At 70.8% G+C, this 23,664-nt stretch carries 17 protein-coding genes; 9 read left to right on the top strand and 8 right to left on the bottom strand.

Translation table 11 applies throughout. The features are described 5' to 3' along the window. The first annotated feature begins 3 nt into the window (after positions 1 to 3). Genes ACLB9X_RS17085 through ACLB9X_RS17075 form a run of 3 tightly spaced genes read left to right on the top strand, consistent with a single transcriptional unit; the run spans position 4 to position 3,609 of the window. A complete protein-coding gene (locus ACLB9X_RS17085) occupies positions 4 to 1,353 on the top strand; it encodes an ABC transporter substrate-binding protein (protein ID WP_410361226.1) in 1,350 nt (449 codons plus the stop codon). A 4-nt stretch (positions 1,354 to 1,357) separates the two neighbouring features. Next, a complete protein-coding gene (locus ACLB9X_RS17080) occupies positions 1,358 to 2,704 on the top strand; it encodes a carbohydrate ABC transporter permease (RefSeq protein WP_410361225.1) in 1,347 nt (448 codons plus the stop codon). After that, positions 2,701 to 3,609 carry a carbohydrate ABC transporter permease gene (locus ACLB9X_RS17075; RefSeq protein ID WP_410361224.1) on the top strand — a complete coding sequence of 303 codons (909 nt, stop codon included), beginning with the start codon at positions 2,701 to 2,703 and terminating at the stop codon, positions 3,607 to 3,609. Before ACLB9X_RS17080 ends, ACLB9X_RS17075 begins: the two co-directional genes overlap by 4 nt. Positions 3,610 to 3,655: 46 nt before the next feature. Here ACLB9X_RS17075 and ACLB9X_RS17070 read toward each other — a convergent pair whose 3' ends face one another. The 4 genes from ACLB9X_RS17070 to ACLB9X_RS17055 form a co-directional block, all read right to left on the bottom strand. Then, a complete protein-coding gene (locus tag ACLB9X_RS17070; RefSeq protein ID WP_410361223.1) occupies positions 3,656 to 4,030 on the bottom strand; it encodes a hypothetical protein in 375 nt (124 codons plus the stop codon). Between the two features lie 37 nt (positions 4,031 to 4,067). Continuing rightward, positions 4,068 to 5,642, bottom strand: a complete 1,575-nt coding sequence (locus tag ACLB9X_RS17065) for a methyltransferase domain-containing protein (protein ID WP_410361222.1) — start codon at positions 5,640 to 5,642, stop codon at positions 4,068 to 4,070. A gap of 33 nt (positions 5,643 to 5,675) precedes the next feature. After that, positions 5,676 to 6,908, bottom strand: a complete 1,233-nt coding sequence (locus tag ACLB9X_RS17060; RefSeq protein WP_410361221.1) for a glycosyltransferase family 39 protein — start codon at positions 6,906 to 6,908, stop codon at positions 5,676 to 5,678. A 212-nt stretch (positions 6,909 to 7,120) separates the two neighbouring features. Then, positions 7,121 to 7,738: a TetR/AcrR family transcriptional regulator gene (locus tag ACLB9X_RS17055; RefSeq protein ID WP_410361220.1), complete on the bottom strand. Its 618-nt coding sequence runs from the start codon at positions 7,736 to 7,738 to the stop codon at positions 7,121 to 7,123. Positions 7,739 to 7,858: 120 nt separating this feature from the next. Between ACLB9X_RS17055 and ACLB9X_RS17050 the strand changes: the two genes are divergently transcribed. Both ACLB9X_RS17050 and ACLB9X_RS17045 read left to right on the top strand, forming a co-directional pair. Next, positions 7,859 to 8,776, top strand: coding sequence for an ABC transporter permease (locus ACLB9X_RS17050; protein WP_410361219.1), 918 nt, complete (start codon positions 7,859 to 7,861; stop codon positions 8,774 to 8,776). Then, positions 8,769 to 9,548: an ABC transporter ATP-binding protein gene (locus ACLB9X_RS17045; protein WP_410361218.1), complete on the top strand. Its 780-nt coding sequence runs from the start codon at positions 8,769 to 8,771 to the stop codon at positions 9,546 to 9,548. Before ACLB9X_RS17050 ends, ACLB9X_RS17045 begins: the two co-directional genes overlap by 8 nt. 539 nt (positions 9,549 to 10,087) lie before the next feature. On the opposite strand, the gene ACLB9X_RS17040 is transcribed toward ACLB9X_RS17045, so the two are convergent. Further along, positions 10,088 to 15,019: an NAD-glutamate dehydrogenase gene (locus ACLB9X_RS17040; protein ID WP_410361217.1), complete on the bottom strand. Its 4,932-nt coding sequence runs from the start codon at positions 15,017 to 15,019 to the stop codon at positions 10,088 to 10,090. A gap of 367 nt (positions 15,020 to 15,386) precedes the next feature. On the opposite strand from ACLB9X_RS17040, the gene ACLB9X_RS17035 reads away from it, so the two are divergent. Next, a complete protein-coding gene (locus ACLB9X_RS17035) occupies positions 15,387 to 15,959 on the top strand; it encodes a DJ-1/PfpI family protein (RefSeq protein ID WP_177153247.1) in 573 nt (190 codons plus the stop codon). A gap of 44 nt (positions 15,960 to 16,003) precedes the next feature. Here the strand turns inward: ACLB9X_RS17035 and ACLB9X_RS17030 are convergent, their stop codons facing one another. Both ACLB9X_RS17030 and ACLB9X_RS17025 read right to left on the bottom strand, forming a co-directional pair. After that, on the bottom strand, positions 16,004 to 16,681 hold the full coding sequence (locus ACLB9X_RS17030) for an HAD family hydrolase (protein ID WP_410361216.1): 678 nt from the start codon (positions 16,679 to 16,681) through the stop codon (positions 16,004 to 16,006). 48 nt (positions 16,682 to 16,729) lie between these two features. Further along, entirely contained in the window at positions 16,730 to 17,236 is a 507-nt protein-coding gene (locus tag ACLB9X_RS17025) for a DUF6912 family protein (protein WP_410361215.1), read from the bottom strand. Positions 17,237 to 17,517: 281 nt separating this feature from the next. Here ACLB9X_RS17025 and ACLB9X_RS17020 point away from each other — a divergent pair, with 281 nt between their 5' ends. Then, the gene (locus ACLB9X_RS17020; protein ID WP_410361214.1) at positions 17,518 to 17,949 is read left to right on the top strand and encodes an Rv3235 family protein; all 432 of its coding nucleotides are present in this window, start codon (positions 17,518 to 17,520) and stop codon (positions 17,947 to 17,949) included. A gap of 837 nt (positions 17,950 to 18,786) precedes the next feature. On the opposite strand, the gene secA is transcribed toward ACLB9X_RS17020, so the two are convergent. Next, positions 18,787 to 21,630 (bottom strand): preprotein translocase subunit SecA, encoded by a 2,844-nt coding sequence (gene secA, locus ACLB9X_RS17015; RefSeq protein ID WP_410361213.1) that lies wholly within the window; start codon positions 21,628 to 21,630, stop codon positions 18,787 to 18,789. Between the two features lie 240 nt (positions 21,631 to 21,870). Here secA and ACLB9X_RS17010 point away from each other — a divergent pair, with 240 nt between their 5' ends. Beyond that, positions 21,871 to 22,446 carry a GNAT family N-acetyltransferase gene (locus ACLB9X_RS17010; protein ID WP_410361212.1) on the top strand — a complete coding sequence of 192 codons (576 nt, stop codon included), beginning with the start codon at positions 21,871 to 21,873 and terminating at the stop codon, positions 22,444 to 22,446. Between the two features lie 47 nt (positions 22,447 to 22,493). Then, a complete protein-coding gene (locus ACLB9X_RS17005; protein WP_410361211.1) occupies positions 22,494 to 23,657 on the top strand; it encodes a winged helix-turn-helix domain-containing protein in 1,164 nt (387 codons plus the stop codon). The last annotated feature ends 7 nt before the right edge of the window (positions 23,658 to 23,664 follow it).

Genomic DNA, 23,664 nt, shown 5'->3' with positions numbered 1-23,664 from the left:
GCAATGCGCACAACTCTTCGTACCAGCAGGGCCGCAGTGGCGTGCGCCGCCATCGGCGCGCTCGCCCTCACCGGGTGCGGCGGCGACGGCGGCGGACCGGAGGGCGACGAGACGACGAAGCCGACGACGACCGTCCAGCTGCCCAGGCTGGACGGCGAGACCATCCAGGTCGCGGCCGTCTGGAGCGGACCGGAGCAGGAGAACTTCACCAAGGTCCTGGACGAGTTCGAGAAACGCACGGGCGCGAAGGTCACCTTCGTCCCCGCCCAGGACCCGATCGTCAACTTCCTCGGTACGAAGATCGCGGGCGGCAGCCCGCCGGACGTGGCGATGCTGCCACAGGTCGGCGCGATCCAGCAGGCCGTGCAGCGCAAGTGGGCCAAGCCCGTCGGCCCCGAGGCCAAGGCCCAGCTCGCGAAGAACTACGCGAAGGGCTGGCAGGACCTCGGCGCGGTGGACGGCACGCAGTACGGCGTGTACTACAAGGCCGCCAACAAGTCCCTGATCTGGTACAACAACGCGGTCTTCGAAAACGCGGGCGCGAGCGCGCCGAAGACGTGGAAGGACTTCCTCACGACGGCGGAGACGATCTCCGCGTCCGGTGTCACGCCCGTCTCGATCGCGGGCGCGGACGGCTGGACGCTCACCGACTGGTTCGAGAACGTCTACCTCTCCCAGGCCGGACCGGAGAAGTACGACCAGCTCGCCCAGCACGAGATCAAGTGGACGGACCCGTCCGTGAAGGAGGCGCTCACCACGCTCGCGCAGCTGTGGGGCAAGCCGTCCCTGATCGCGGGCGGCGCGGACGGCGCGCTCCAGACCGAGTTCCCGGCCTCCGTCACGCAGACGTTCAGCGGCGGTGACCAGCCCAAGGCGGCGATGGTGTTCGAGGGCGACTTCGTCACCGTCAACATCGCTCAGACGGACGCCGAGATCGGCGGCGACGCGAAGGTCTTCCCGTTCCCCGCGGTCGGTGCGGAGGCGCCCGTGGTGACCGGCGGTGACGCGGCCGTGGCGCTGAAGGACACCAAGGGCGCACAGGCGCTGCTGACGTTCCTCGCCTCGCCCGACGCGGCGGCGATCTCGGCGGCGGCCGGCGGCTTCATCTCGCCCAACAAGTCCCTTGATGTGGCCGCGTATCCGAACGACGTGCAGCGCGACATCGCGCGGGCGCTGATCGCCGCGGGCGACGACTTCCGCTTCGACATGTCGGACCAGATGCCGCAGTCGTTCGGCGGCACGCCCGGCAAGGGCGAGTGGAAGGCGCTCCAGGACTTCCTGAAGAACCCGAAGGACATCGCCGGCACCCAGCAGCGGCTGGAGGCCGATGCGGCCAAGGCGTACCAGGACTGACGGCGTGGCGGCCGCGACAGCGGGGGGGCCGGCCGGCCCGGCGCCCCCCGCCCGTACACGCAAGAGCGTGACAGGCACACGCAAAGCCGTGGCGGCGGGCTTCCTGCTGCCCGCGCTCGTGCTGCTGGGCGCGCTCGTGGTCTACCCCATCGGGTACTCGCTTTATCGGTCGTTCTTCGACCAGTCCGGCAGCGGGTTCGCCGGGTTGGGGAACTACCGCGAGATCTTCACCGACGAGACCATCCTGACCGCCGTCAAGAACAATGCGATCTGGGTGGTCGTGGCGCCGACCGTGTCCACCGCGCTCGGCCTGATCTTCGCTGTGCTCACGGAGCGGATCCGCTGGGGCACGGCGTTCAAGCTGATCGTCTTCATGCCGATGGCGATCTCCATGCTCGCCGCGGGCATCATCTTCCGGCTGGTGTACGAGCAGGACCCGGAGCGCGGGGTCGCCAACGCGGTCTGGGTGGGCGTGCACGACACGTTCAGCGAGTCGGCGGGCTTCCCCAAGGCGCATCCGCTGCCCGTGCATCCGCTGAAGGCGGGCGGCGGGGGTTCGTTCGTCACGAAGGAGCCGGTCTCGGCCGGGACGCCCGTCCAGCTGCCGCTGGTCGGTGTGGCGCGCGCGAAGATGCCGTCGGACGCGGAGCCCGCGAAGGCGCCCCAGGCCGGCGGCGACGGGATCAACGGCACGGCGTGGCTGGACTTCACCCGGGGTGGCGGCGGCAAGCCGAACGTCGTGGACGCCAAGGAGCTCGGGCTCAAGGGCATCAAGGTCGAGGCGGTCAAGGACGGCAAAATCGTGGCGGAGGCGCGGGCCGGTGCGGACGGGCGGTTCACCCTGCCTGCCGCGGCGGAGGGCGCACTGCTGCGGCTGCCCGCGGAGAACTTCCGCGAGCCGTACAACGGCGTGAACTGGCTCGGTCCGAACCTCGTCACCCCCGCGATCATCGGCAGCTACGTGTGGATGTGGGCGGGCTTCGCGATGGTCCTGATCGCGGCGGGACTGGCGAGCGTGCCGCGCGAACTGCTGGAGGCGGCCCGCGTGGACGGCGCGAACGAGTGGCAGGTCTTCCGCAAGGTGACCGTGCCGCTGCTGGCGCCCGTGCTGGCGGTGGTGCTGGTGACGCTGATGATCAACGTGCTGAAGATCTTCGACCTGGTGTTCATCATCGCGCCGGGCTCCTCGCAGGACGACGCGAACGTGCTCGCGCTCCAGCTCTACCGCTCGTCGTTCGGCACGGACGCGAACCTCGGGCTCGGCAGCGCGATCGCGGTCCTGCTGCTTCTGCTGGTGCTGCCGGTGATGTTCTTCAACATCAGGAGGATGCGGAAGGAGGCCGGGCGATGAGCACCGTGAGCGGCACCGGCAGGGCCGGCGCGAGCGCCGCGTCCGTCAAGGCGAAGCAGTCCCTCGCCACCCGCATCGCCGCCCGCACCGGCGGCGGCGTGATGCGCGTCTTCCTCGTCCTCGCCGCCCTGTTCTGGCTGATGCCGACCGTCGGTCTGCTGCTCTCGTCCCTCCGCAGCCCCGGCGACATCGCGGCGAGCGGCTGGTGGGAAGTGCTGACCGCACCCGCCCAGCTCACCACCGAGAACTACGCGCGCCTCCTGGAGAACGAGGCGATCACCGACTCCCTCGTCTCCACCGTCCTGATCACCGTCCCGGCCACCGTGCTCGTCGTGGTGATCGGCGCGCTCGCCGGATACGCCTTCGCGTGGATGGAGTTCCCGGGCCGCGACTGGTGGTTCATGGTCGTCGTCGGCCTGCTCGTCGTCCCCGTGCAGGTCGCGCTGGTGCCGGTGTCCGAACTCTTCGGCCTCATCGGCATCTTCGAGACGACGATCGGCGTGATCCTCTTCCACGTCGCCTTCGGCCTGCCCTTCGCGATCTTCCTGCTGCGCAATTTCTTCGCGGAGATCCCGAGGGAGCTGCTGGAGGCGGCCCGGCTCGACGGGGCGGGTGAGATCCGCCTGTTCACCCGGGTCGTGATGCCGCTGGGCGGACCGGCGATCGCGTCGCTCGGCATCTTCCAGTTCCTGTGGGTGTGGAACGACATGCTGGTCGCGCTGATCTTCGCGGACTCCGAGTCCGCGCCGATCACGGTCGCGCTCCAGCGCCAGGTACGGCAGTTCGGCAACAACATCGACGTGCTCGCGCCCGGCGCGTTCGTGTCGATGCTCATCCCGCTGGTGGTGTTCTTCGCCTTCCAGCGGCAGTTCGTCTCGGGCGTCATGGCGGGCGCCGTCAAGTGACCGTCGCGCACAGGAGGCGGCCCGGTTCCCCCTGACCGGGCCGCCGTCAGCCCTGCCGGCCCGCCATCACCGTGACCAGTCCCGCCACCACCATCAGCGAGCCGCCCCAGGTCCACGGCGACGTCCGCTCGTGCAGCACGGTGGAGCTCGCGAGGACGATCAGCAGGTACCCCAGGGCGTTGAAGGGGTACGCGATGTTCAGCGGCACGCGGGCCAGCGTCGACATCCACGCCACCGCGGACACGGCGAAGACGACCAGCCCGATGACGACCCACGGCGTCGTCGTGGCCCGCATCACCAGCGAGCCGCCACCGTGCTCGGCGGCCGCGGCCGCGGACCGCATGCCGTGCTTGAGCATGATCTGGCCGGCCGCCGACGAGAACACCGCGAAGAGCAGCAGCAACAGGCTGGACAGCGTCACGATGTTCCTCCTGCGACGCGGGGGCCGGGGCTTCGGCTCAGGTCGCGGCGCCCACGCGGTCGGCCCGCTCGGCGGGGACGTACTGGCGGTTGAGGATGTCTTGGACATCGACGTGCTCCCCGGCGATGATTGTCTGTGCCGCGTGCGGGGTGAGCATTGCGACGTACTGGTAGCCGAAGAGTGTCGGCCGTACCCGGGTCAGCAGCCGGGAGGCTCCGCCCAGGACCCTCGCCACGGGTCCGCCGCCGAGCACGGACCAGAACGGTGCCCCGGTGGAGGTGAGCCGCAGCTCGTCGTAGCCGGCCGCCCGCACCGTGCGGCGTAGGCTGGCGCGGGTGAAGAAGCGCAGGTGCGTCTCGTCGAGGATGCCGCGCCGGTCGTAGCCGAAGGCCCCGAGAGCGACGCGCAGCCGTGCGTACCAGTGGCTGAAGTTCGGTACGGACAGCAGGAGACGGCCGCCGGGGCGCAGGACGTCCCGCAGTTCGCGCAGGACGCGTTCGGGCCGGGAGAGATGCTCGATGACGTCACCGGCGACCACGTAGTCGTAGTCGGCCGCGACCTCCGGGGGCAGACCCTCCTCCAGGTCGGCGAGGACGAAGTCGGTGCAGCGCTCGCGTACGCCCGGCACCTCGACGAAGTCGAGGCCGGTGACGGTGTGGCCGAGGGCTTCGAGGCGCTCGGCGAACAGTCCGCCGGAACAGCCGACGTCGAGGACGCGGCCCGGCGGCATCGTGCGCATGAGTCGCAGGATCGCCGCATGCGAGGAGCCGTCGCCCTCTTTGACGGCGTACTCGACGGGCTTGGGGATCCACGGGCAGGTGCCGAAACCCTTGAGCGCGAGCCGGTACTCCAGGACGTCCTTGACGACGTCCTTGGCGTAGCGCATGCCGTTGACGTAGCAGATCTCGTCGCCGTAGTACGTGGGGACGGGGACCTCCCGGATCCGCATGCCCGCGTGGATCAGCTGGACGATGATCTGGGTGTCGAAGTCGAAGGCGTCGGTGTTGCGGTCGATGGGCAGCCGGCGCAGTGCGGCGACGCTGTAGGCACGGTAGCCGGAGTGGAACTCGCTGAGCCGGGAGCCGAGCAGCCCGTTCTCGAAGCGGGTGAGGACGCGGTTGCCGAGCCACTTGTAGAACGGCATGCCGCCCTTGAGCGCGCTGCCCGGGTCCATCATCCGCGAGCCGAACACCGCTTCGCACTCGCCGCGTTCGATGGGGGCGACCATCTCGGGCAGCAGCTCGGGAGCGTACTGGCCGTCGCCGTGCAGCAGGACGACGATGTCCAGTCCGCGCTCGGCGGCCAGCGCGTAGCCCGCCTTCTGGTTGCCCCCGTATCCGAGGTTCTTGGTGTGCCGCATGACGACGGTCGGTGGCCTGCCCTGCAGCTGCGACCAGCGGCAGCCCGCCGTGAACGTCTCGTCGCTGCTCGCGTCGTCGAGGATGAGGATCTCGGCGATGCGGGACCGGAAGTCCTCCGGGATGCGGTCGAGCGTCTTCTCGAGCGTGGCCTCGGCGTTGTACGCCACCACGAGGATGCCGATCCGCGGGCCCGGGCCGGACGGCCGGCCGCCATGGCGTACGGCCCCTGAGCTCTCCGTCGTGCTCTCCATCACCAGCGCTTCTCTACTCTTTCGTCGGTCGCTTCAGTTGACAGGGGATGCGGGGGCGGACGGGGCCTGCGCCCGGGGTGCCACCACCGGCAGCGTCCCGTGCGGCGGCGCCAGGGGCGGCTCGGCGAGTACGCGGCGCAGGCCGGTCACGATCCCGGCGGCGAGCAGCAGCCAGCCGAGCGCGGCGAGGTTGAGGGCCCAGTCGTTCCAGCGGACGGCGCTGGCCCCCGAGTAGACGCACACGGTGACGGCTCCGACGACCGCGCCGAACGCGGCGCCCTCCCAGAGGCCGAACAGGCACAGGCCGACCACGGGCCAGGCGAGGTACTGGACGGCCGAGCCGGTGCTGAGCAGGAGCAGCAGGGTGAGCGCCAGGGCGACCGCGTAGGCGGGGGCGGTGGGCCGCACCCAGGCGAGCCAGGCGCCGGCCGCCATGCACACGAGCACGACCAGGAAGTGGAAGTCGCTGTGCAGGGTGACGATGAACGCGTCGGAGGCGCCCGCCCAGTCGGCGAACCGTACGAGGCCCCACAGTCTGGCCCGCCCGCCCTCGTATGCGAGGACCTTCTGGCGCAGCGGCTCGGGCACGGTCGCGAGCACCGGCCCCCACAGCGCCACCATGACGGCGGCGAGGCCGGCGGTGAAGCGTACGAGGACGGGGCGCCCGGCGCGGAGGGCGGCCACGAGCAGGGCGGGGATCGCGACGACCGGGATGAGCTTGATGCTCACCGCGACGGCGGCGGAGATGCCCGCGGCGAGCGGAGCCCTGCGGTCGGCGAGGAGGTGGGCTGCGAGGACGGCGAACATGACGGCGACCGAATCGGTGTTGCCGTGATGTCCGGACGTGGCGAAGAGGACGGGGCTCAGTGCGCAGCCGAGGGCGCACGCCATGGCTGTTCCGGTGGACCTGCGTCGGCGGAGGACCTCGAACACGAGAACGGCCGAGACGAGATCGGCGAGGCACGCAGGCGTGCGGATGAGAACGCCGAACGGAATTCCCAGCCGGTCCAGTCCGTCGAACCCGAGGAGCATCCAGCTCGCGAGCGGCGGATGGTTGTAGACGGGCAGGCGCGGCATCGGGTGTTCGTAGATGCGAAGGGGGCCGACCTGGGCGATCGCCCGGGCGAACGCGTCGAAGATCCGGACGTCGGCGGGGCCGCGCGTCTGAGCGGCGAGGACCATTTTCGCGACGAAGGCGACGGCCGACACGGCGAGGACGACGGATCGCGCCCGGCGCACGTCGAGTGTTCCCGTGGGCGTTCGCATGCGCAGGTCCATGGCCGCCGAACGTAGCAATCGTCAACGTCGGCGGCGCGCAACCGATAAACACACTTAGATGCCGGGCAGTTGACTGCCCTGCGATCTTTGACGAAGTCCCGGCACGCGAATCACTCGGAAGGTCCATCCGCTCGGGGCGCGGCGTCCTTCAGGATCCGGCCTCAGGACTGGAGCGCCGCGACCGCCGACGTCCACCGGCCTCAGGACCGGAGCGCCGCCACCGCCGCTTTCGCCAGCCCGTCCAGGTATCCCTCCGGCAGCCCGCCGCGCACCACCACCAGCCGCCAGTACAGCGGCCCCACGATCAGGTCCAGGGCCCTGTCCGGATCCGTGCCCTCCGGGAGCTCGCCCCGGGCGACCGCTTCGCGGACGACCACCGCCGCCACGCCCTGCTGGCTGTCCAGCAGCGCCGCCTTGATCGCGTCCGAGATCTCTGGGTTGCGCGCCGACTCCACCAGTAGGTCGGGGATGACCTGCGAGGCGACGGGGTGGCGCAGCGCGTGCGCCGCGACCTCCAGGAGCGCCCGTACGTCCCCGTAGAGGGAGCCGGTCGACGGGGCGGGCAGGCCCTGGACGGCGACGGCCGAGACCAGGTCGAGCACCAGCGACAGCTTCGACTTCCAGCGGCGGTAGACGGCCGTCTTGCCGACCCCGGCCCGGCGGGCGATCCCTTCGATCGACATGCGGGCGAAACCGACCGCCGCCAGTTCCTCGAAGACGGCTTTGCGGATCGCGTCGGTCACGTCCTCGCGGAGCACGGCGGCTCCTGCGGGGGCGCGGCGCGGGGTTCCGGAGTCCGTAGGCATGGCCGGAATCATACCCGTGACGACGAAACGGTTGCGTTCCGACGCGCGACCGTCCTACCCTCGCCGTAGCGACGATACGGTGCCGTTCCGTCGACAACTGCTTTCCGCCGTCACCACGAAAGCGACTTCCGCGTGACCACAGCCACCCCTTCCCGGCCCTCCGCGGCCGCCCCCGCCCCGCCCGGCGACCTCGCCGCGCTCGCCGCCCGCCACGGCCTGACCGTCAGCGGCGCGCGGCCCTCACTCGGCGCGTACATCCGTCAGCTCTGGTCCCGGCGGCACTTCATCACCGCGTTCGCCACCGCCAAGCTCACCGCCCAGTACAGCCAGGCGCGCCTCGGGCAGGTCTGGCAGCTCGCGACCCCGCTGCTCAACGCGGCCGTCTACTACCTGATCTTCGGCAAGCTGCTCGGCACCGGCGACGACGTCCCCGACTTCGTGCCGTTCCTCGTCACGGGCGTCTTCATCTGGACGTTCACCGCGAACTCGATCACGGCCGGCACCCGCGCGATCTCCGGCAACATCGGGCTCGTGCGCGCGCTGCACTTCCCGCGCGCCGCCCTGCCCATCGCGCTCGCCCTCCAGCAGCTGCAGCAACTGCTCTTCTCGCTCGGCGCGCTCGTCGCCATCCTGTTCTGCTTCGGCGAGTTCCCGAGGCCCTCCTGGCTGCTCGCGGTCCCCGCGCTCGTCCTCCAGGCCGCCTTCAACACCGGCCTGTCGATGGCCATGGCCCGGATCGCCGCCCGCACCCCGGACGTCTCCCAGCTGATGCCGTTCGTCCTGCGCACCTGGATGTACGCGTCCGGCGTGATGTGGTCCATCGACAAGGTCCTCGGCAGCGACCGGCTGCCCCAGCTCGTGGCCGTGCTGATCCGGTACAACCCGGCCGCGCTCTACATCGACCTCGTGCGCTTCGCGTTCATCGAGTCCTTCACCGCCGACCGGCTGCCCCCGCACGTGTGGGCCGCGGCCCTGCTGTGGGCCGTGCTCTTCGGCACCGGCGGTTTCCTGTACTTCTGGAAGGCAGAGGAGCAGTACGGCCGTGGCTGATCCGACAGAGACCGTCCCCACCGTCGTGGTCGACGGCGTCCACATCACGTACAAGGTCAACGGCGCCCGCACCGGCAGGGGCAGCGCCACCTCCGCCCTCAGCCGGATCGTCTCCCGCCGCGCCGCACCCGGCGTGCGCGAGGTGCACGCCGTCAAGGGCGTCAGCTTCGCCGCGTACAAGGGTGAGGCGATCGGCCTCATCGGCTCCAACGGCTCGGGGAAGTCCACCCTGCTCAAGGCCGTCGCGGGGCTGCTGCCGACCGCGAAGGGCAAGGTCTACACCCAGGGCCAGCCCTCCCTGCTCGGCGTCAACGCGGCCCTGATGTCCGATCTCACCGGCGAACGCAACGTCGTCCTCGGCGGCCTCGCGATGGGCATGACCCGCGAGCAGATCCGCGAACGGTACGACGACATCGTCGACTTCTCCGGCATCAACGAGAAGGGCGACTTCATCTCGCTGCCGATGCGCACGTACTCCTCCGGCATGGGCGCGCGGCTGCGCTTCTCCATCGCCGCCGCCAAGAGCCACGACGTCCTGCTCATCGACGAGGCGCTGTCCACGGGCGACGCCCGCTTCCGCCGCCGCAGCCAGCAGCGCATCGACGAACTGCGCAAGGAGGCGGGCACGGTGTTCCTGGTCAGCCACAGCAACTCGACGATCACCGAAACCTGCGACCGCGCGATCTGGCTGGAGGCGGGCGTGCTCCGGATGGACGGCCCCGCGAAGGAGGTCGTGTCGGCGTACGAGGAGTTCACGGGAGGCAGGAAGTAACGCCACGGGGTTGGCTGCGCACTGCTGCCCTCACCGCGACCGCGAGCAACCGGAGCACGGCGGCGCCCCTACGTAGGCCCCGCGGGGTCTGGGGCGCAGCCCGCACCTGCCGAGCGCCACAACCAGCAACCCCGGCACGCAACCGCCGCCCTCCGAAGGCACGGAGCGCGGGGGCGGCAGCCTCCACGTACGCCCTGCAGGGGTCCGGAGCGCGGCCGCGCAGCCGCCGCTGGACGAAGGCGCTGGACGCGGGGGCGGCAGCCCCGAGGCACCCCCGCGAGGTCGGGTGGCCTGCGCCAGCCGAGCCCCGCAACCAACAACCGGGCGCGCAGCGCGGGAACGGCATCCCCCACCTACCGCCAGCGGGGTCTGGGCCAGCCTGCGCGGCCCGAGCCCTGCAACCAGCAACCCGGCGCGCAGCCACCGCCCGCCGAAGGCGCGGGGCACGGGTGCGGCAGCCCCCCGCAGGGGGTCTGGGGCGCAGCCCCAGTTACGGGAAGGGGCGGGGTGGGGGAAACCCCGCCCCGCCAGGACCACCGTCAGCGATGCGCCCGCAGCAGCTGCCGCATCGTCCGCATCGCCACCGACAGGTTCGCCAGATCGAACGTGTCCGAGTCCTGGATCTCGTCCAGCGTCGACCGCGCCCGCCCCAGCAGCGCCGCGTTCTTCTGCTCCCAGGTCTTGAACCGCTCCTCCGGCGTCGAGCTGCCGTTGCCCACCGACAGGACGTCCGCCGTCAGCGCCGCGTGCGCCGCGTACAGGTCCTCGCGGATCGAGGCGCGGGCCATCGACTGCCAGCGGTCCGCCCGCGGCAGCTCGATGATCCGGTCCATCAGCTGCGTGATCGAGAGCCGGTCCGCGAGGTCGTAGTACACCTCCGCCACCGCCAGCGGCTCCTGCCCCGTGCGGTCCGCGGTCGCCACGATGTCCAGCGTCGGGAACGCCGACGAGAACCCGGCCACCCGCAGCGCGAGGTCCTCCGGGACACCCGCCGAGGTGAGCTCGTCCAGAATGCCCTGGTACCACTCGAGGTCCGCGCCGCGCAGCATCTTCGGCAGCGAGGACCACACGTCCTCCACCCGCTCGGCGAAGAAGTCGACGGTCTCGGCCAGCTCCAGCGGCTGCGGCCGGTTGCCCAGCAGCCAGCGCGTGCCGCGCTCGACGAGCCGGCGGCAGTGCAGCCGGATACGCGTCTGGACATCGGCCGCGACCGTGTTGTCCAGCGCCTCCACCGCGTCCCACACCGCGCCGAGACCGAAGATCTCGCGCGCCGCGGTCTGCGCCCGCACGATCTCCTCGATCGACGCGCCGGTCTCCTCCCGCAGTCGGTGCAGGAAGGTCGAACCGCCGGTGTTCACCGTGTCGTTGACCAGCACGGTCGTGATGATCTCCCGACGCAGCGCGTGCGCGTCGATCGCGTCGCCGTGCTGCTCGCGCAGCGGCTTCGGGAAGTAGGCGTGCAGCAGCCGGCGCAGGTACGGGTCGTCCGGCAGCGACGTACGGATCAGCTCGTCGGCCACCGTGATCTTGGTGTACGCCAGCAGTACGGCGAGCTCCGGCTGGCTGAGGCCCTTGCCGGCGTTCAGCAGCTCACGGATCTGGCGGTCGTTGGGCAGGAACTCCAGCGCCCGGTCCAGGTGCCCGTCCCGCCCGAGGCGCCGCATGAAGCGCTGGTGGGCGTGGAGCAGGGACGGCGACTGGGCGACCGCGTTGGCGAGGGCGACGTTCTGCGCGTAGTTGTTGCGCAGGACGAGCGCGCCGACCTCGTCGGTCATCGTCGCGAGCAGCTGGTTGCGCTGCTTGACGGTCAGATCTCCGTCCGCCACCAGCCCGTTGAGCAGGATCTTGATGTTCACCTCGTGGTCGGAGGTGTCCACACCGGCGCTGTTGTCGATCGCGTCCGTGTTGACCCTGCCACCGTGGCGGTCGAACTCGATACGGCCCAGCTGCGTCAGACCGAGGTTGCCGCCCTCGCCGACGACGCGCACGCGCAGGTCCTCGCCGTTGACGCGGATGGCGTCGTTGGCCTTGTCGCCGACATCGGCGTGCGACTCGGTCGACGCCTTCACGTACGTGCCGATGCCGCCGTTCCACAGCAGGTCGACCGGCGCCTTGAGGATGGCCTGCATCAGGTCGGCGGGGGTCAGCTTGGAGACGCCCGCGTCGATGCCGAGCGCCGCGCGCATCGCCGCGTTGACCGGGATCGCCTTGGCGGTGCGCGGGTGGATGCCACCACCGTGGGACAGCAGCTCCGTGTTGTAGTCCGCCCACGACGAGCGCGGCAGCTCGAAGAGCCGGCGCCGCTCGGCGTACGAGACGGCCGCGTCCGGCGTCGGGTCGATGAAGATGTGCCGGTGGTCGAAGGCCGCGACGAGCCGGATGTGCTCGCTCAGCAGCATGCCGTTGCCGAACACGTCGCCGGACATGTCGCCGACACCGACGACCGTGAAGTCCTCGGTCTGCGTGTCGTGACCCAGCTCGCGGAAGTGCCGCTTGACGGACTCCCACGCACCGCGGGCCGTGATGCCCATGCCCTTGTGGTCGTAGCCCGCGCTGCCGCCGGAGGCGAAGGCGTCACCGAGCCAGAAGTTGTACTGCTGGGCGACCTCGTTGGCGATGTCGGAGAAGGTCGCGGTGCCCTTGTCGGCGGCGACGACGAGGTAGGTGTCGTCCCCGTCGTGCCGGACGACGTCCGCCGGGGGCACGACCTCGCCGGCGACCATGTTGTCGGTGATGTCGAGCAGTGCCGAGATGAACGTCTTGTACGAGGCCACGCCCTCGGCCAGCCACGCGTCGCGGTCCACGGACGGGTCCGGGAGCTGCTTGGCGACGAAGCCGCCCTTCGCGCCGACCGGCACGATGACGGTGTTCTTCACCATCTGCGCCTTGACCAGACCGAGGATCTCGGTCCGGAAGTCCTCACGCCGGTCGGACCAGCGCAGACCGCCGCGCGCGACCTTGCCGAAGCGCAGGTGCACGCCCTCGACGCGCGGCGAGTAGACCCAGATCTCGTAAGCCGGTCGCGGCGCCGGCAGGTCGGGGATCGCCTGCGGATCGAACTTCATGGAGACGTAGTCGTGCAGCTTGCCGCCGGCCGCCTCCTGGAAGAAGTTCGTACGGAGCGTCGCCTTGATGACGGTGAGGAAGGAGCGCAGGATGCGGTCCTCGTCGAGCGAGGCGACCTGGTCGAGCGCGCCGTCCAGCTCCTCCAGCAGACCGTCGGTCAGCTCGGTGCCCGCACGCTGGCGGTCCGGCGACATCCGGGCCTCGAAGAGGGACACCAGCAGCCGGGTGGTGTGGACGTTGTTGTGGAGGGTGTCCTCCATGTAGTCCTGGCTGAAGGTCGAGCCGGCCTGGCGCAGGTACTTCGCGTACGCGCGCAGCACCATGGCCTGGCGCCAGGTCAGCCCGGCGCCGAGCACCAGGGAGTTGAAGCCGTCGTTCTCGGCCTGGCCGGTCCACACCGCGGCGAACGCGTCCTGGAACCGCTCGCGGGCGTCGTCGGCGAGGTGGTCGCCGCCGCCGGAGTGCGGCATGCGCAGGCCGAAGTCGTAGATCCACGCGTGCGTGCGGTCGGCGCAGCGCAGCTCGTACGGACGCTCGTCGATCACCTCGACGCCGAGCCGGTTGAGGACCGGCAGTACGGCGGAGAGGGAGACCTGGTCGCCGATCCGGTAGATCTTGAAGCGGCGCTCGCCCGGCGCGGCGACCACCGGCTCGTACAGGGAGAGCCCGAAGTCGCGGCCGGAGCTCGTGAGCTGCTCCAGGTTGACCAGGTCGGCGACGGCGGAGCGCGGCGAGTGGTCGGCCTTGTAGCCCTCGGGGAAGGCGCTGCCGTACTTGCGCAGCAGCTCGGCGGCGCGCTCCTCGCCCGTCTCGGCGTTGAGCGCCTCGGCGAAGCCGTCCGCCCAGGAGCGGGCGGCCTCGACCAGCCGGGCCTCGACGCGCTCCTTGTCGGCGTCGGTGAGGTGGGACAGCTCGGTGCCGGGCGCGACGCGCACCACGAAGTGCAGCCGGGTGAGCACCGACTCGGTGCTCATGAGGGTGAAGTCGACGCTGGTGCCGTTCAGCTCCTCCTTGAGGATGCCGGTCAGGCGCTCGCGGACGGTGGTGTTGAAGCGGTCGCGCGGCAGGTAGACAAGGGCCGAGTAGTAGCGGCCGTACTCCTCCTGGCGCAGGTACAGCCGCAGTCGGCGGCGCTCCTGCAGGTAGAGGACGCTGGTGACGATCTCGCGCAGCTCGTCGGGCGGGGTCTGGAACAGCTCGTCGCGCGGGTACGTCTCGAGGATCTGCAGCAGGTCGCGGCCGTCGTGGCTGCTGGGCGAGAAGCCGGCGCCGTCGAGGACCTCGTCGACCTTGCGGCGGATGACGGGGACGCGGCGCACGGACTCGGTGTACGCGGCGGAGGAGAACAGGCCGAGGAAGCGGCGCTCGCCCACGACGTTGCCCTCGGCGTCGAACTTCTTGACGCCGACGTAGTCCAGGTAGGACGGCCGGTGCACGGTGGCGCGGCTGTTGGCCTTCGTCAGGACGAGCAGCTTGTGCTCACGGGCCTTGGCACGGGCGTCGGCGGGCAGCCTGCTGAAGGAGGGGCTGACCGGGTGCGCCTCGTCCTCGTGGTGGTGCGGGTCGGAGCGCAGTATGCCGAGGCCGGTGCCGGGGACGGCGGTGAGCGCGTCGGAGTCGGTCAGCTCGTACTCGCGGTAGCCGAGGAACGTGAAGTGGTCGGCGGCGAGCCAGCGCAGCAGCTCGCGGGCCTCCTCGACCTCCTGCTCGCGCAGGTCGTCGGCGGTCGGCTCGTCCGGCAGCTCGTCGGCGATGCGCAGCGCGCTGTCGCGCATCTTCTCCCAGTCCTCGACGGCCTCGCGGACGTCGGACAGGACGCGCAGCAGGTCGGCGGTGATCTGCTTCAGGTCGGCACGGTCGGTCTCGCGGTCGATCTCGACGTGGATCCAGGACTCGACGAGCGCGTCGTGCGGCAGGCCCTTGGCGCTCGCCTCGGTCGTCAGCACCTCGATGAGCTTGCCGGTCACGTCGCGGCGGACGACGACCTGCGGGTGGATCACGACGTGGATGCCGCGGCCCTGCCGGGAGAGCTCATTGGTCACCGAGTCGACGAGGAAGGGCATGTCGTCGGTGACGACCTCGACGACGGAGTGGCTGCAGGTCCACCCGTTCTCTTCGACGGTCGGGGTGTGGACCCGGACGTTCGCCGTGCCCTGGGGGCGGTTCTCGGCGAGCCGGTAGTGGGAAAGTGCCGCACCGAAGACGTCGACCGGGTCACGGTCGGTGAGGTCCTCGGGAGCGGTGTGCAGGTAGTAGCGCTGGAGGAACGAGAGCACGGTGTCCCGGTCGGGACGCTTCCCCTGCTCGGCCCCAGTCGGAAGGTGCCCCCCGGCCGGGCTGTTCTCAGCTACCCGGGCGGCCCGTGCGAGCAGCTCGGCCTTGGCTTCGTCCAGCTTGGTCTGCATGTCCTCTGGCTCCTGTCGCGCGCCGTTGCGTGACGTAGGTGAAAGATGCTGCGACGCAACGCCACGACGCGGGGTGTCCGGTCACAGTCGACGTTATGCCGCGATGAGAGATGTCCGATCCGTTTTCGGCTGATTCAGGCGGGAAGGCCGGACAGAGAAGATCAGGTATCGCCCGGGCGCGGTGGCGCTCCGGGCGCAGGCCGGGGGCTTCGCTGCCCCCACGGCGTATCGCGCTGATCACGCCCCCAGGCTATCGCCCCTGCCCCCCGTACCGTCATGAGCCGTATGTGTACAAAAGAGGGCCCCGAAGTTTGACACTCTGGACAGCGACACAGGCCCTTCTGGCAACCACTCACCGGGAGCAGCCATGACCACGAAGATCCTCATCGTCACCGGGGACGCCGCCGAGTCGCTGGAAGTCCTCTACCCCTACCAGCGGCTGCTGGAGGAGGGGTACGAGGTGCACATCGCGGCACCCACCCGCAAGAAGCTCCAGTTCGTCGTGCACGACTTCGAGCCGGGCTTCGACACGTACACCGAGAAGCCGGGCTACACCTGGCCCGCCGATCTGGCCTTCTCCGAGGTCGACACCGGGGCGTACGCCGCCGTCGTCATCCCCGGCGGACGCGCCCCGGAGTATCTGCGCAACGACGCCGAGCTGCGCAAGATCCTCAAGGCCTTCTTCGACGCGGACAAGCCCGTGGCGCAGATCTGCCACGGCCCCCTGCTCACGGCGGCGATCGGCGGTGTGGAGGGCCGCCGGGTGACCGCGTACCCCGCTCTGGAGCTCGACATGCAGGCGGCCGGAGCGTCGTTCAAGGACTCGGAGGCCGTCGTGGACGGCACCCTCGTCTCGTCGCGGGCATGGCCGGACCACCCGGCCTGGATGCGCGCCTTCCTGGAGGTGCTGCGCGAGAAGGCGCCCGTCACACGGGACTGACGGGTGAACGCCGCCGCCCGGCCCGGTCGGCCTCGGCCGGGCGGCTATCCCGCGGCCACGAGCTCCTCCGCCACGGCCACGGCCTCCTCCAGCGAGTCCACCACCGGCACCCCCGCCTTCTGCAGGCTGCCCCGGCTGTGCGATCCGCCCGTGTAGAGCACGGCCTTCGCCCCGACGTGGTCCGCCGCCGCGGCGTCGTCCACCGCGTCACCGATGAGGACGACCCGGTCCGGCGTCACACCCTCCAGCGCGGCCAGGTGGCGCACCATGTGCTCCGCCTTGCCCGTGGTCGAGGCACCGACCCGCCCGTCCACCCGGACGAAGCGCTCCACGATGCCGTGCCGGCGCACGATCGGTATCAACTGCTCGTGCGGGGCCAGGGACAGCAACGACTGGGTCAGCCCGGACTGCTGCCGCCCCGCGAGCAGCTCGGCCGCGCCCGCCGCCAGAGAGCACGCGTCGGCCCTCGCCCAGTAGTGCTTGTGGAAGGCGGCGTCCATGACGAGCCACTCCGCGTCCGAGGGCAGCCGGCCCATCAGCCGCTCGTAGAAGCGCGGGACGGGCACGCAGTACAGCTCGCGGTAGCGCTCGAGCGTGATCTGCTCGAGTCCTATCTCCGCGAAGGCGGCATTGGTCGCCTCGATGACCGCGGCGATGTCGTCGAGCAGTGTGCCGTTCCAGTCCCACACCAGGTGGGCGCTGTGGTGCCCCGAAGTACCCATGCCGACAGACGGTACCGGCCGGCTACGACAACGGGGCTCCGGCCCGTCTCAGCCGACGATGTTCGGGATCTCCTGCACGCCGTACCAGAGCAGCTCGTGGTCCTCGGCGCCGTCGACGGTGAACCGGGCGTCGTCGTCCCCGTGGTCGGCGGCCCCGAGCGCGTCCACCGCCGCGGTCACGTCGGGAACGGCGTCGTCGGCGTCCACGTGGACGGCCGCGGCCTTGGACAGGGGCACGGCGGCGGCGATACGGACCTCGCCGAGCGCGCTCGCGTCGAGCACCCGGTCGGGATCGGCGACCGCGTCCTGGTCGCGCACGTCGACGGCGACGACGACGCGGCGGCGGGCCGCGTCGGGAGCGCCCGCCAGCAGGCGCAGGGAGGCGGCGGCGGCGCGGCTGAGCGCGGCGTACTCCAGCTCCTCGATGTCGTCGGAGACGTACCACTCGCGCAGGCCCGGGGTGACGGCGTACGCGGACAGCGGGCCGGGGCCGAGCTCGCCCGTCTTGTGCGCCTCTGCGAGACCGGGAAGGGTCAGGGGGACGTAGACGCGCATGGCTGGCCGCTTTCGTAGTCGGAAATGCGCCATCAGGATACGTGCGGCAGTCCCCCTTCGGGGGTGCGCCCACGCCTCTCAGAGCGTCCACTGCGCGCCCTTTCGACCCGGCGCGTGCCCAGCAGCGCCATGGGCCGGTCCACTCTGATAGGTGATCCTTCCCGGGGCGCCGGCCGGGGGGCCGGGGCTGTTGCAGCCGGTCCGGGCGCGCCGTACAAGTTCCCCGTCGAAGCTACTTCCCGGTATTCCTCCGGGAACCAGGCACATCGGGGGCGATCTGCATGGACAGGACCCGGCCCGCGGGCCGACGCGACCAGCGAAGGCCCGCTGCGGCGGCGGCCACGGCGCTGACCCGCGCACGAGGCAGGCAGCACAAACCGCACTACTGGTTCGCCGACCGCCTGCTGGCGGTGCTGAGCGGCCAGCGCCCGGTGCACTGGATGCTCGGGCACACGATCGGCGAGGCGTACGAACAGCTGGTCCACCTGGCCCCGGGAGCCCCGCTGCGCCCGGCGGACCGGGTGATGCCGGTCGTCCGCCACTGCGGCGAGTTCCACCCGGTCCCGGGCGTGATCGAGGCATTCGCCCGCATCGGCTCGGGCGACCGGGTCAGCGCGATGGCGTTCCGCCTGGAACAGGGCGCGGACCGCCGCTGGCGCTGTGCAGCGGTAGAACTGGGCGGCCCACGCAACCGCCCGGAGGACCCCACCTGACGCCCGCCGCCGACCACCGCGGGCACAGCCAGGGCCTGGCGGGTGGCGTGGCCTACGGGGCCGGGCGGCACGGGCCCCCGGCCCCTGGCCGCCACGGGCCGAGCGCTCCGGCGCCGGTCGCGACTCGCGACCACGCCCGTCGGCGGGCGCAGCACCGCTGCCCGGCTGGGGCGCGCTCCAGCCGCAGTGGGTCACGCCGGGCCCGCCCGCGCGGCGACGCGTGGACGCGTGGGCGGCACCGCCGACCGGTCCGGGCGCGCAGCATTCCGACCGGGCGGCCACCGGGGCATGGGCGGGCGAACCGCCGACGACGGGGCGTCCCGCACACCACCGACGTGGGCAGGCGCCGGATCGGCGAAGCCGGGCCCGTTCCGGCCGCCAGAGGCCGACACGCGGGCCAATCGGCCAGGTGCGCGGGTGCGGCCGCCTTTGTCGCGCGACACGCAGCTGTAGCCGGCCGGTGGGGCGAGGACGAGCCTGATGCGGTACGCGGGCGGTCGGACCGCGTGGGCCATGGGCGAAGCCATCGGCTTGGCCTGCGCCCCCGGCATCCCTGCCGCAGCGCCCGTCGGGGCGTGCGGCGTGCAGCCCGCACGTCCACGGCGTGCCTCCGAGGCGTCGGGTCCCTCCCCCGCTGAGGCCTGCGCATCCTGCCCTGAGGGCCGCCCAGGCCACGCTCAGAGGCCGCAGAGCCCAGGCGGCCTACAACCGGCCCACGCGCCCGCAAGGCCGCCAGCACAGCCCTCGCGGACCCGCGAGACGCCGCACGGCCGCGCAACAACACCGGGGCCGGACACCCCTCGGTGTCCGGCCCCGGAGCGATCAGTCCGCCCCCCGCTACTTCTTGCGGCGGCGACCGCCGCCCTTCGCCGCCTTGCGGCGCTCCGCGCGGGTCATGCCGTCCGTCTCCGACCGCGGCTGGCCGCCGTCGTTCTCGAAGTCGCCTTCGACGATGCCGCCCTCGCCGTCCACCGTCGGCGCCGAGAAGTGCAGGCGGTCCGGACGCTGCGGGGCCTCCAGGCCCTTCGCGCGGATCTCCGGGCGCACCGCGCCCGCCCCGCGGGCCTGAGCCGCTGCCGCGGCGGGCGCGTCCTCCTTGGCCAGCGACGTCTTCTCCGCGGCGTCCTGCACCGGGACCTCCTCGACCTGCTGCTCGACCTGGACCTCCAGGTTGAACAGGTAGCCGACGGACTCCTCCTTGATGCCCTCCATCATCGCGGTGAACATGTCGAAGCCCTCGCGCTGGTACTCGACCAGCGGGTCCTTCTGCGCCATCGCGCGCAGGCCGATGCCCTCCTGGAGGTAGTCCATCTCGTAGAGGTGCTCGCGCCACTTGCGGTCCAGCACGGACAGCACCACGCGGCGCTCCAGCTCACGCATGATGTCCGAGCCGAGCTGCTTCTCGCGCTCGTCGTACTGCGCGTGGATGTCTTCCTTGATCGTCTCGGCGATGAACTCCGCGGTGATGCCCGCGCGGTCGCCCGCCTCGTCCTCCAGCTCCTCGATCGTGACCTTCACCGGGTAGAGCTGCTTGAACGCGTTCCACAGACGGTCGAGGTCCCACTCCTCCGCGAAGCCCTCGGCGGTCTCCTGGCGGATGTAGTCGTCGATGGTGTCGTCCATGAAGTGGCGCACCTGCTCGTGCAGGTCCTCGCCCTCCAGGACGCGCCGGCGCTCGCCGTAGATGACCTCGCGCTGGCGGTTGAGCACCTCGTCGTACTTGAGGACGTTCTTGCGCGTCTCGAAGTTCTGCTGCTCGACCTGGGACTGCGCGGAGGCGATCGCCCGCGTCACCATCTTGTTCTCGATCGGGACGTCGTCGGGCACGTTGGCCATCGCCATGACGCGCTCGACCATCTGCGCCTTGAACAGACGCATCAGGTCGTCGCCCAGCGACAGGTAGAAGCGGGACTCGCCCGGGTCGCCCTGACGGCCGGAACGACCGCGCAGCTGGTTGTCGATACGGCGCGACTCGTGCCGCTCGGTGCCCAGCACGTACAGCCCGCCGAGCTCCTTGACCTCGTCGTGCTCCGCCTTCACGGCCGCCTCGGCGCGCTCCAGCGCGGCGGGCAGGGCCGCCGCCCACTCCTCGACGTGCTCGACCGGGTCGAGACCGCGCTGGCGAAGCTCCGCCTCCGCGAGGTCGTCCGGGTTGCCGCCGAGCTTGATGTCCGTACCACGGCCGGCCATGTTCGTGGCGACGGTCACGGCGCCCCGGCGGCCTGCCTGGGCGACGATCGTCGCCTCGCGGTCGTGCTGCTTAGCGTTGAGCACCTCGTGCTGGATGCCGCGCTTGTTGAGCTGCTGGGAGAGGTACTCGGACTTCTCGACCGAGGTGGTGCCGACGAGGATCGGCTGCCCCTTCTCGTGCTTCTCCGCGATGTCGTCCACGACGGCCGCGAACTTGGCGACCTCGGTCCGGTAGATCAGGTCCGACTGGTCCTTGCGGATCATCGGCTTGTTGGTCGGGATCGGCACGACGCCGAGCTTGTAGATCTGGTGGAACTCGGCGGCCTCGGTCATGGCCGTACCGGTCATGCCGGAGAGCTTGTCGTACAGGCGGAAGAAGTTCTGCAGGGTGATCGTGGCGAGGGTCTGGTTCTCGTCCTTGATGTCCACCCCTTCCTTCGCCTCGATCGCCTGGTGCATACCCTCGTTGTAGCGGCGGCCGGCGAGGATACGGCCGGTGTGCTCGTCGACGATCATGACTTCGCCGTCCAGGACGACGTAGTCCTTGTCCCTCTTGAACAGCTCCTTGGCCTTGATGGCGTTGTTCAGGTAGCCGACGAGCGGGGTGTTGACCGACTCGTAGAGGTTGTCGATGCCCAGCCAGTCCTCGACCTTGGCGACGCCCGCCTCGTGGATGGCGACGGTGCGCTTCTTCTCGTCGACCTCGTAGTCGCCGGTCTCCTCGATGCCCTTGAGCGGATTGCCCGGCTCGCCCTTGGTCAGACGCGTCACGAGCTTGGCGAAGTCGCCGTACCACTTGGTGGCCTGATCGGCGGGCCCGGAGATGATCAGCGGCGTACGGGCCTCGTCGACGAGGATCGAGTCGACCTCGTCGACACAGGCGAAGTTGTGGCCGCGCTGGACCAGCTCCTCCTTGGACCACGCCATGTTGTCGCGCAGGTAGTCGAAGCCGAACTCGTTGTTCGTGCCGTACGTGATGTCGCAGTTGTACTGGTCGCGGCGCTGCGCCGGCGTCATGTTCGCCAGGATGCAGCCGACGGTGAGGCCGAGGAACTTGTGCACCCGGCCCATCAGCTCGGAGTCACGCTCGGCGAGGTAGTCGTTGACCGTGATCAGGTGGACGCCCTTGCCCGACAGCGCGTTCAGATACGCGGGCAGCGTGCCGACGAGGGTCTTGCCCTCACCGGTCTTCATCTCCGCGACGTACCCGAGGTGGAGCGCGGCGCCGCCCATCAGCTGGACGTCGTAATGGCGCTGGCCGAGAACCCGCTTGGCGGCCTCGCGGACGGTCGCGAACGCCTCGGGCATCAGGTCGTCCAGGCTCTCGCCGTCGGCGTGGCGCTGCTTGTACTCCTCGGTGAGCGCCCGCAACTCGGCGTCGGAGAGGTTGACGAAGTCCTCTTCGATGGAGTTGACCTGGTCCGCGATGCGGTGCAGTTTGCGCAGGATCTTGCCTTCGCCTGCACGCATGAGCTTGTTGAAGACGGACACTGAGGCTGGTCTCCTTGCCGGTCGGGCCTGGCACTGGGTCGTGTGACGGACACTGGCGCGGGCACGGCAGGTGGTCCCCACCGCATCGGCCATCGTAAGCGAGGACACCGCCGCGTCGGGAGGTCCATCGTCACGCGGCCTGCCGTCCGCCCCACAGGAGAACGCACGAGAAGCGCCGAAGGTGCCGGGGACCGGCCAAAAGTGCTCGCGTCGGGCGGCGGACGTGTCCACAATCCCGGCATGGAGCCGATCACACTCACCACTGAGCGCCTGCTGCTGCGTACCTTCACGGTCGAGGACACCGAGGCGGTCTACCAGTCCTGCCAGGACGCGGACATCCAGAGGTGGACGACGGTTCCCTCGCCGTACGAACGACAGCATGCCGTCGAGTTCACCGAGCACATGGTCCCGGACGGCTGGCGCAACAGCACCATGTACACCTTCGCCGTGCTGCCGCGCGAGGGCGGGCCGCTGATGGCGTCCATCGCGGTCACTCTGCGTACCTTCTCGGGCACGTGGGAGATCGGCTTCTGGACCGGCAAGGAGTACCGGGGACGAGGGGTGATGACCGAGTCCGTCGCCGCCGTGTCGCACTGGGCCTTCGTACGGCTCGGTGCGACCCGGCTGGAATGGCGGGCCGAGGTGGGGAACAAGGGCTCCCGCGCGGTCGCCGAGAAGGCCGGATTCCGCATCGAGGGCGAGCTGCGCGCCGCCCTGCTCAACAAGGGCACGCTCCGTGACGTATGGGTCGGTTCCCTCCTGCCCTCCGATCTCGGCCTCACGAGTGCCCACCCCTACCTGCCCTCCCAGGCGTGACCACAGGCCCGGCGTCCATGTCAGTGCCAGCCTCTAGGGTGCCCACCATGACCACGCTGCCACCGCCCGTCATCGACCTGTCCGCCGACGAGGCGCGCCGCGTCGCGCTGCGCGCCCAGGGGCTCCTCGGCGCACCGGACCGGCGCGGAGGCGTCCGCGGCGTGCTGCGCCACCTCGGCGCGGTGCAGCTGGACACGATCTCGGTGCTGGCGCGCTCGCACGAGCTCATCCCGTACGCGCGCCTGGGCGCCGTGGGCCGCAGGACGGTCGAGGACGGGTACTGGACGGAGAGCCACAGCTTCGAGTACTGGTCGCACGCCGCGTGCATCCTCCCTGTCGAGGAATGGCCGCACTTCGCCTTCCGCCGCCGCGCCTACCGCTCCCGCCCGCACTGGTCCCACGACCTGCCGGACGGCGCGTACGACGCGGTGATCAAGCAGTTGCAGGTCGAAGGGCCGCTCACCGCGACCGAGTTGGGCGGCGCCAAGAACGGCGGCGAGTGGTGGGACTGGTCCGCCTCCAAGGTCGCCGTCGAGCGTGCGCTGATGTACGGGGAGGTGGTGTGCACCGAGCGGCGCGGCTGGAAGCGGGTGTACGACCTCGCGGAGCGGGCGATCCCGGATGCCGTCCTGCACGACGAACTGGATGACACGGAGTGCCTGCGCCGGCTCGTCCGCCTGGCCGGCCAGGCACTGGGAGTGGGCACCCGCGCGGACATAGCGGACTACCACCGTCTCAAGGGGGAGCAGTTCGACGCCGTGGTTGCGGACTCCGGTCTGGTGCCGGTCGCGGTCGAGGGGTGGGGCAAGCCCGCGTGGGCCGATCCCGCGGCTCTCGTGTCCCCGCCGCGCGGCCGGCACCGGACGACGCTGCTCTCCCCGTTCGACTCGCTCATCTGGGAGCGGGCGCGCACCGAGCGCATCTTCGGCTTCACCCACCGCCTGGAGGCGTACATCCCCAAGCAGAAGCGCGTCCACGGATACTTCGCGATGCCGCTGCTGGTGGGCGGGCGGCTCCTCGGCCGGGTCGATCCGGCACGCGAGGGCCGGACGCTCGTGGCCCGGCAGGTGTCCCTGGACGGCCCCAAGGCGGTGGCCCCGATGGCACAGGCGCTGCGCGAGGCGGCCGAATGGGTGGGGTGCGACGCCGTCCGCATCGAGAAGGCCGACCGTCCCGAGCTCGCGGCGGATCTGGTCCGGGCACTGGACTGACGCGACC

This window comes from Streptomyces sp. 5K101, assembly GCF_046506645.1.
GTDB lineage: Bacteria > Actinomycetota > Actinomycetes > Streptomycetales > Streptomycetaceae > Streptomyces.
This window is presented reverse-complemented; position numbering and strand designations above follow the sequence as displayed.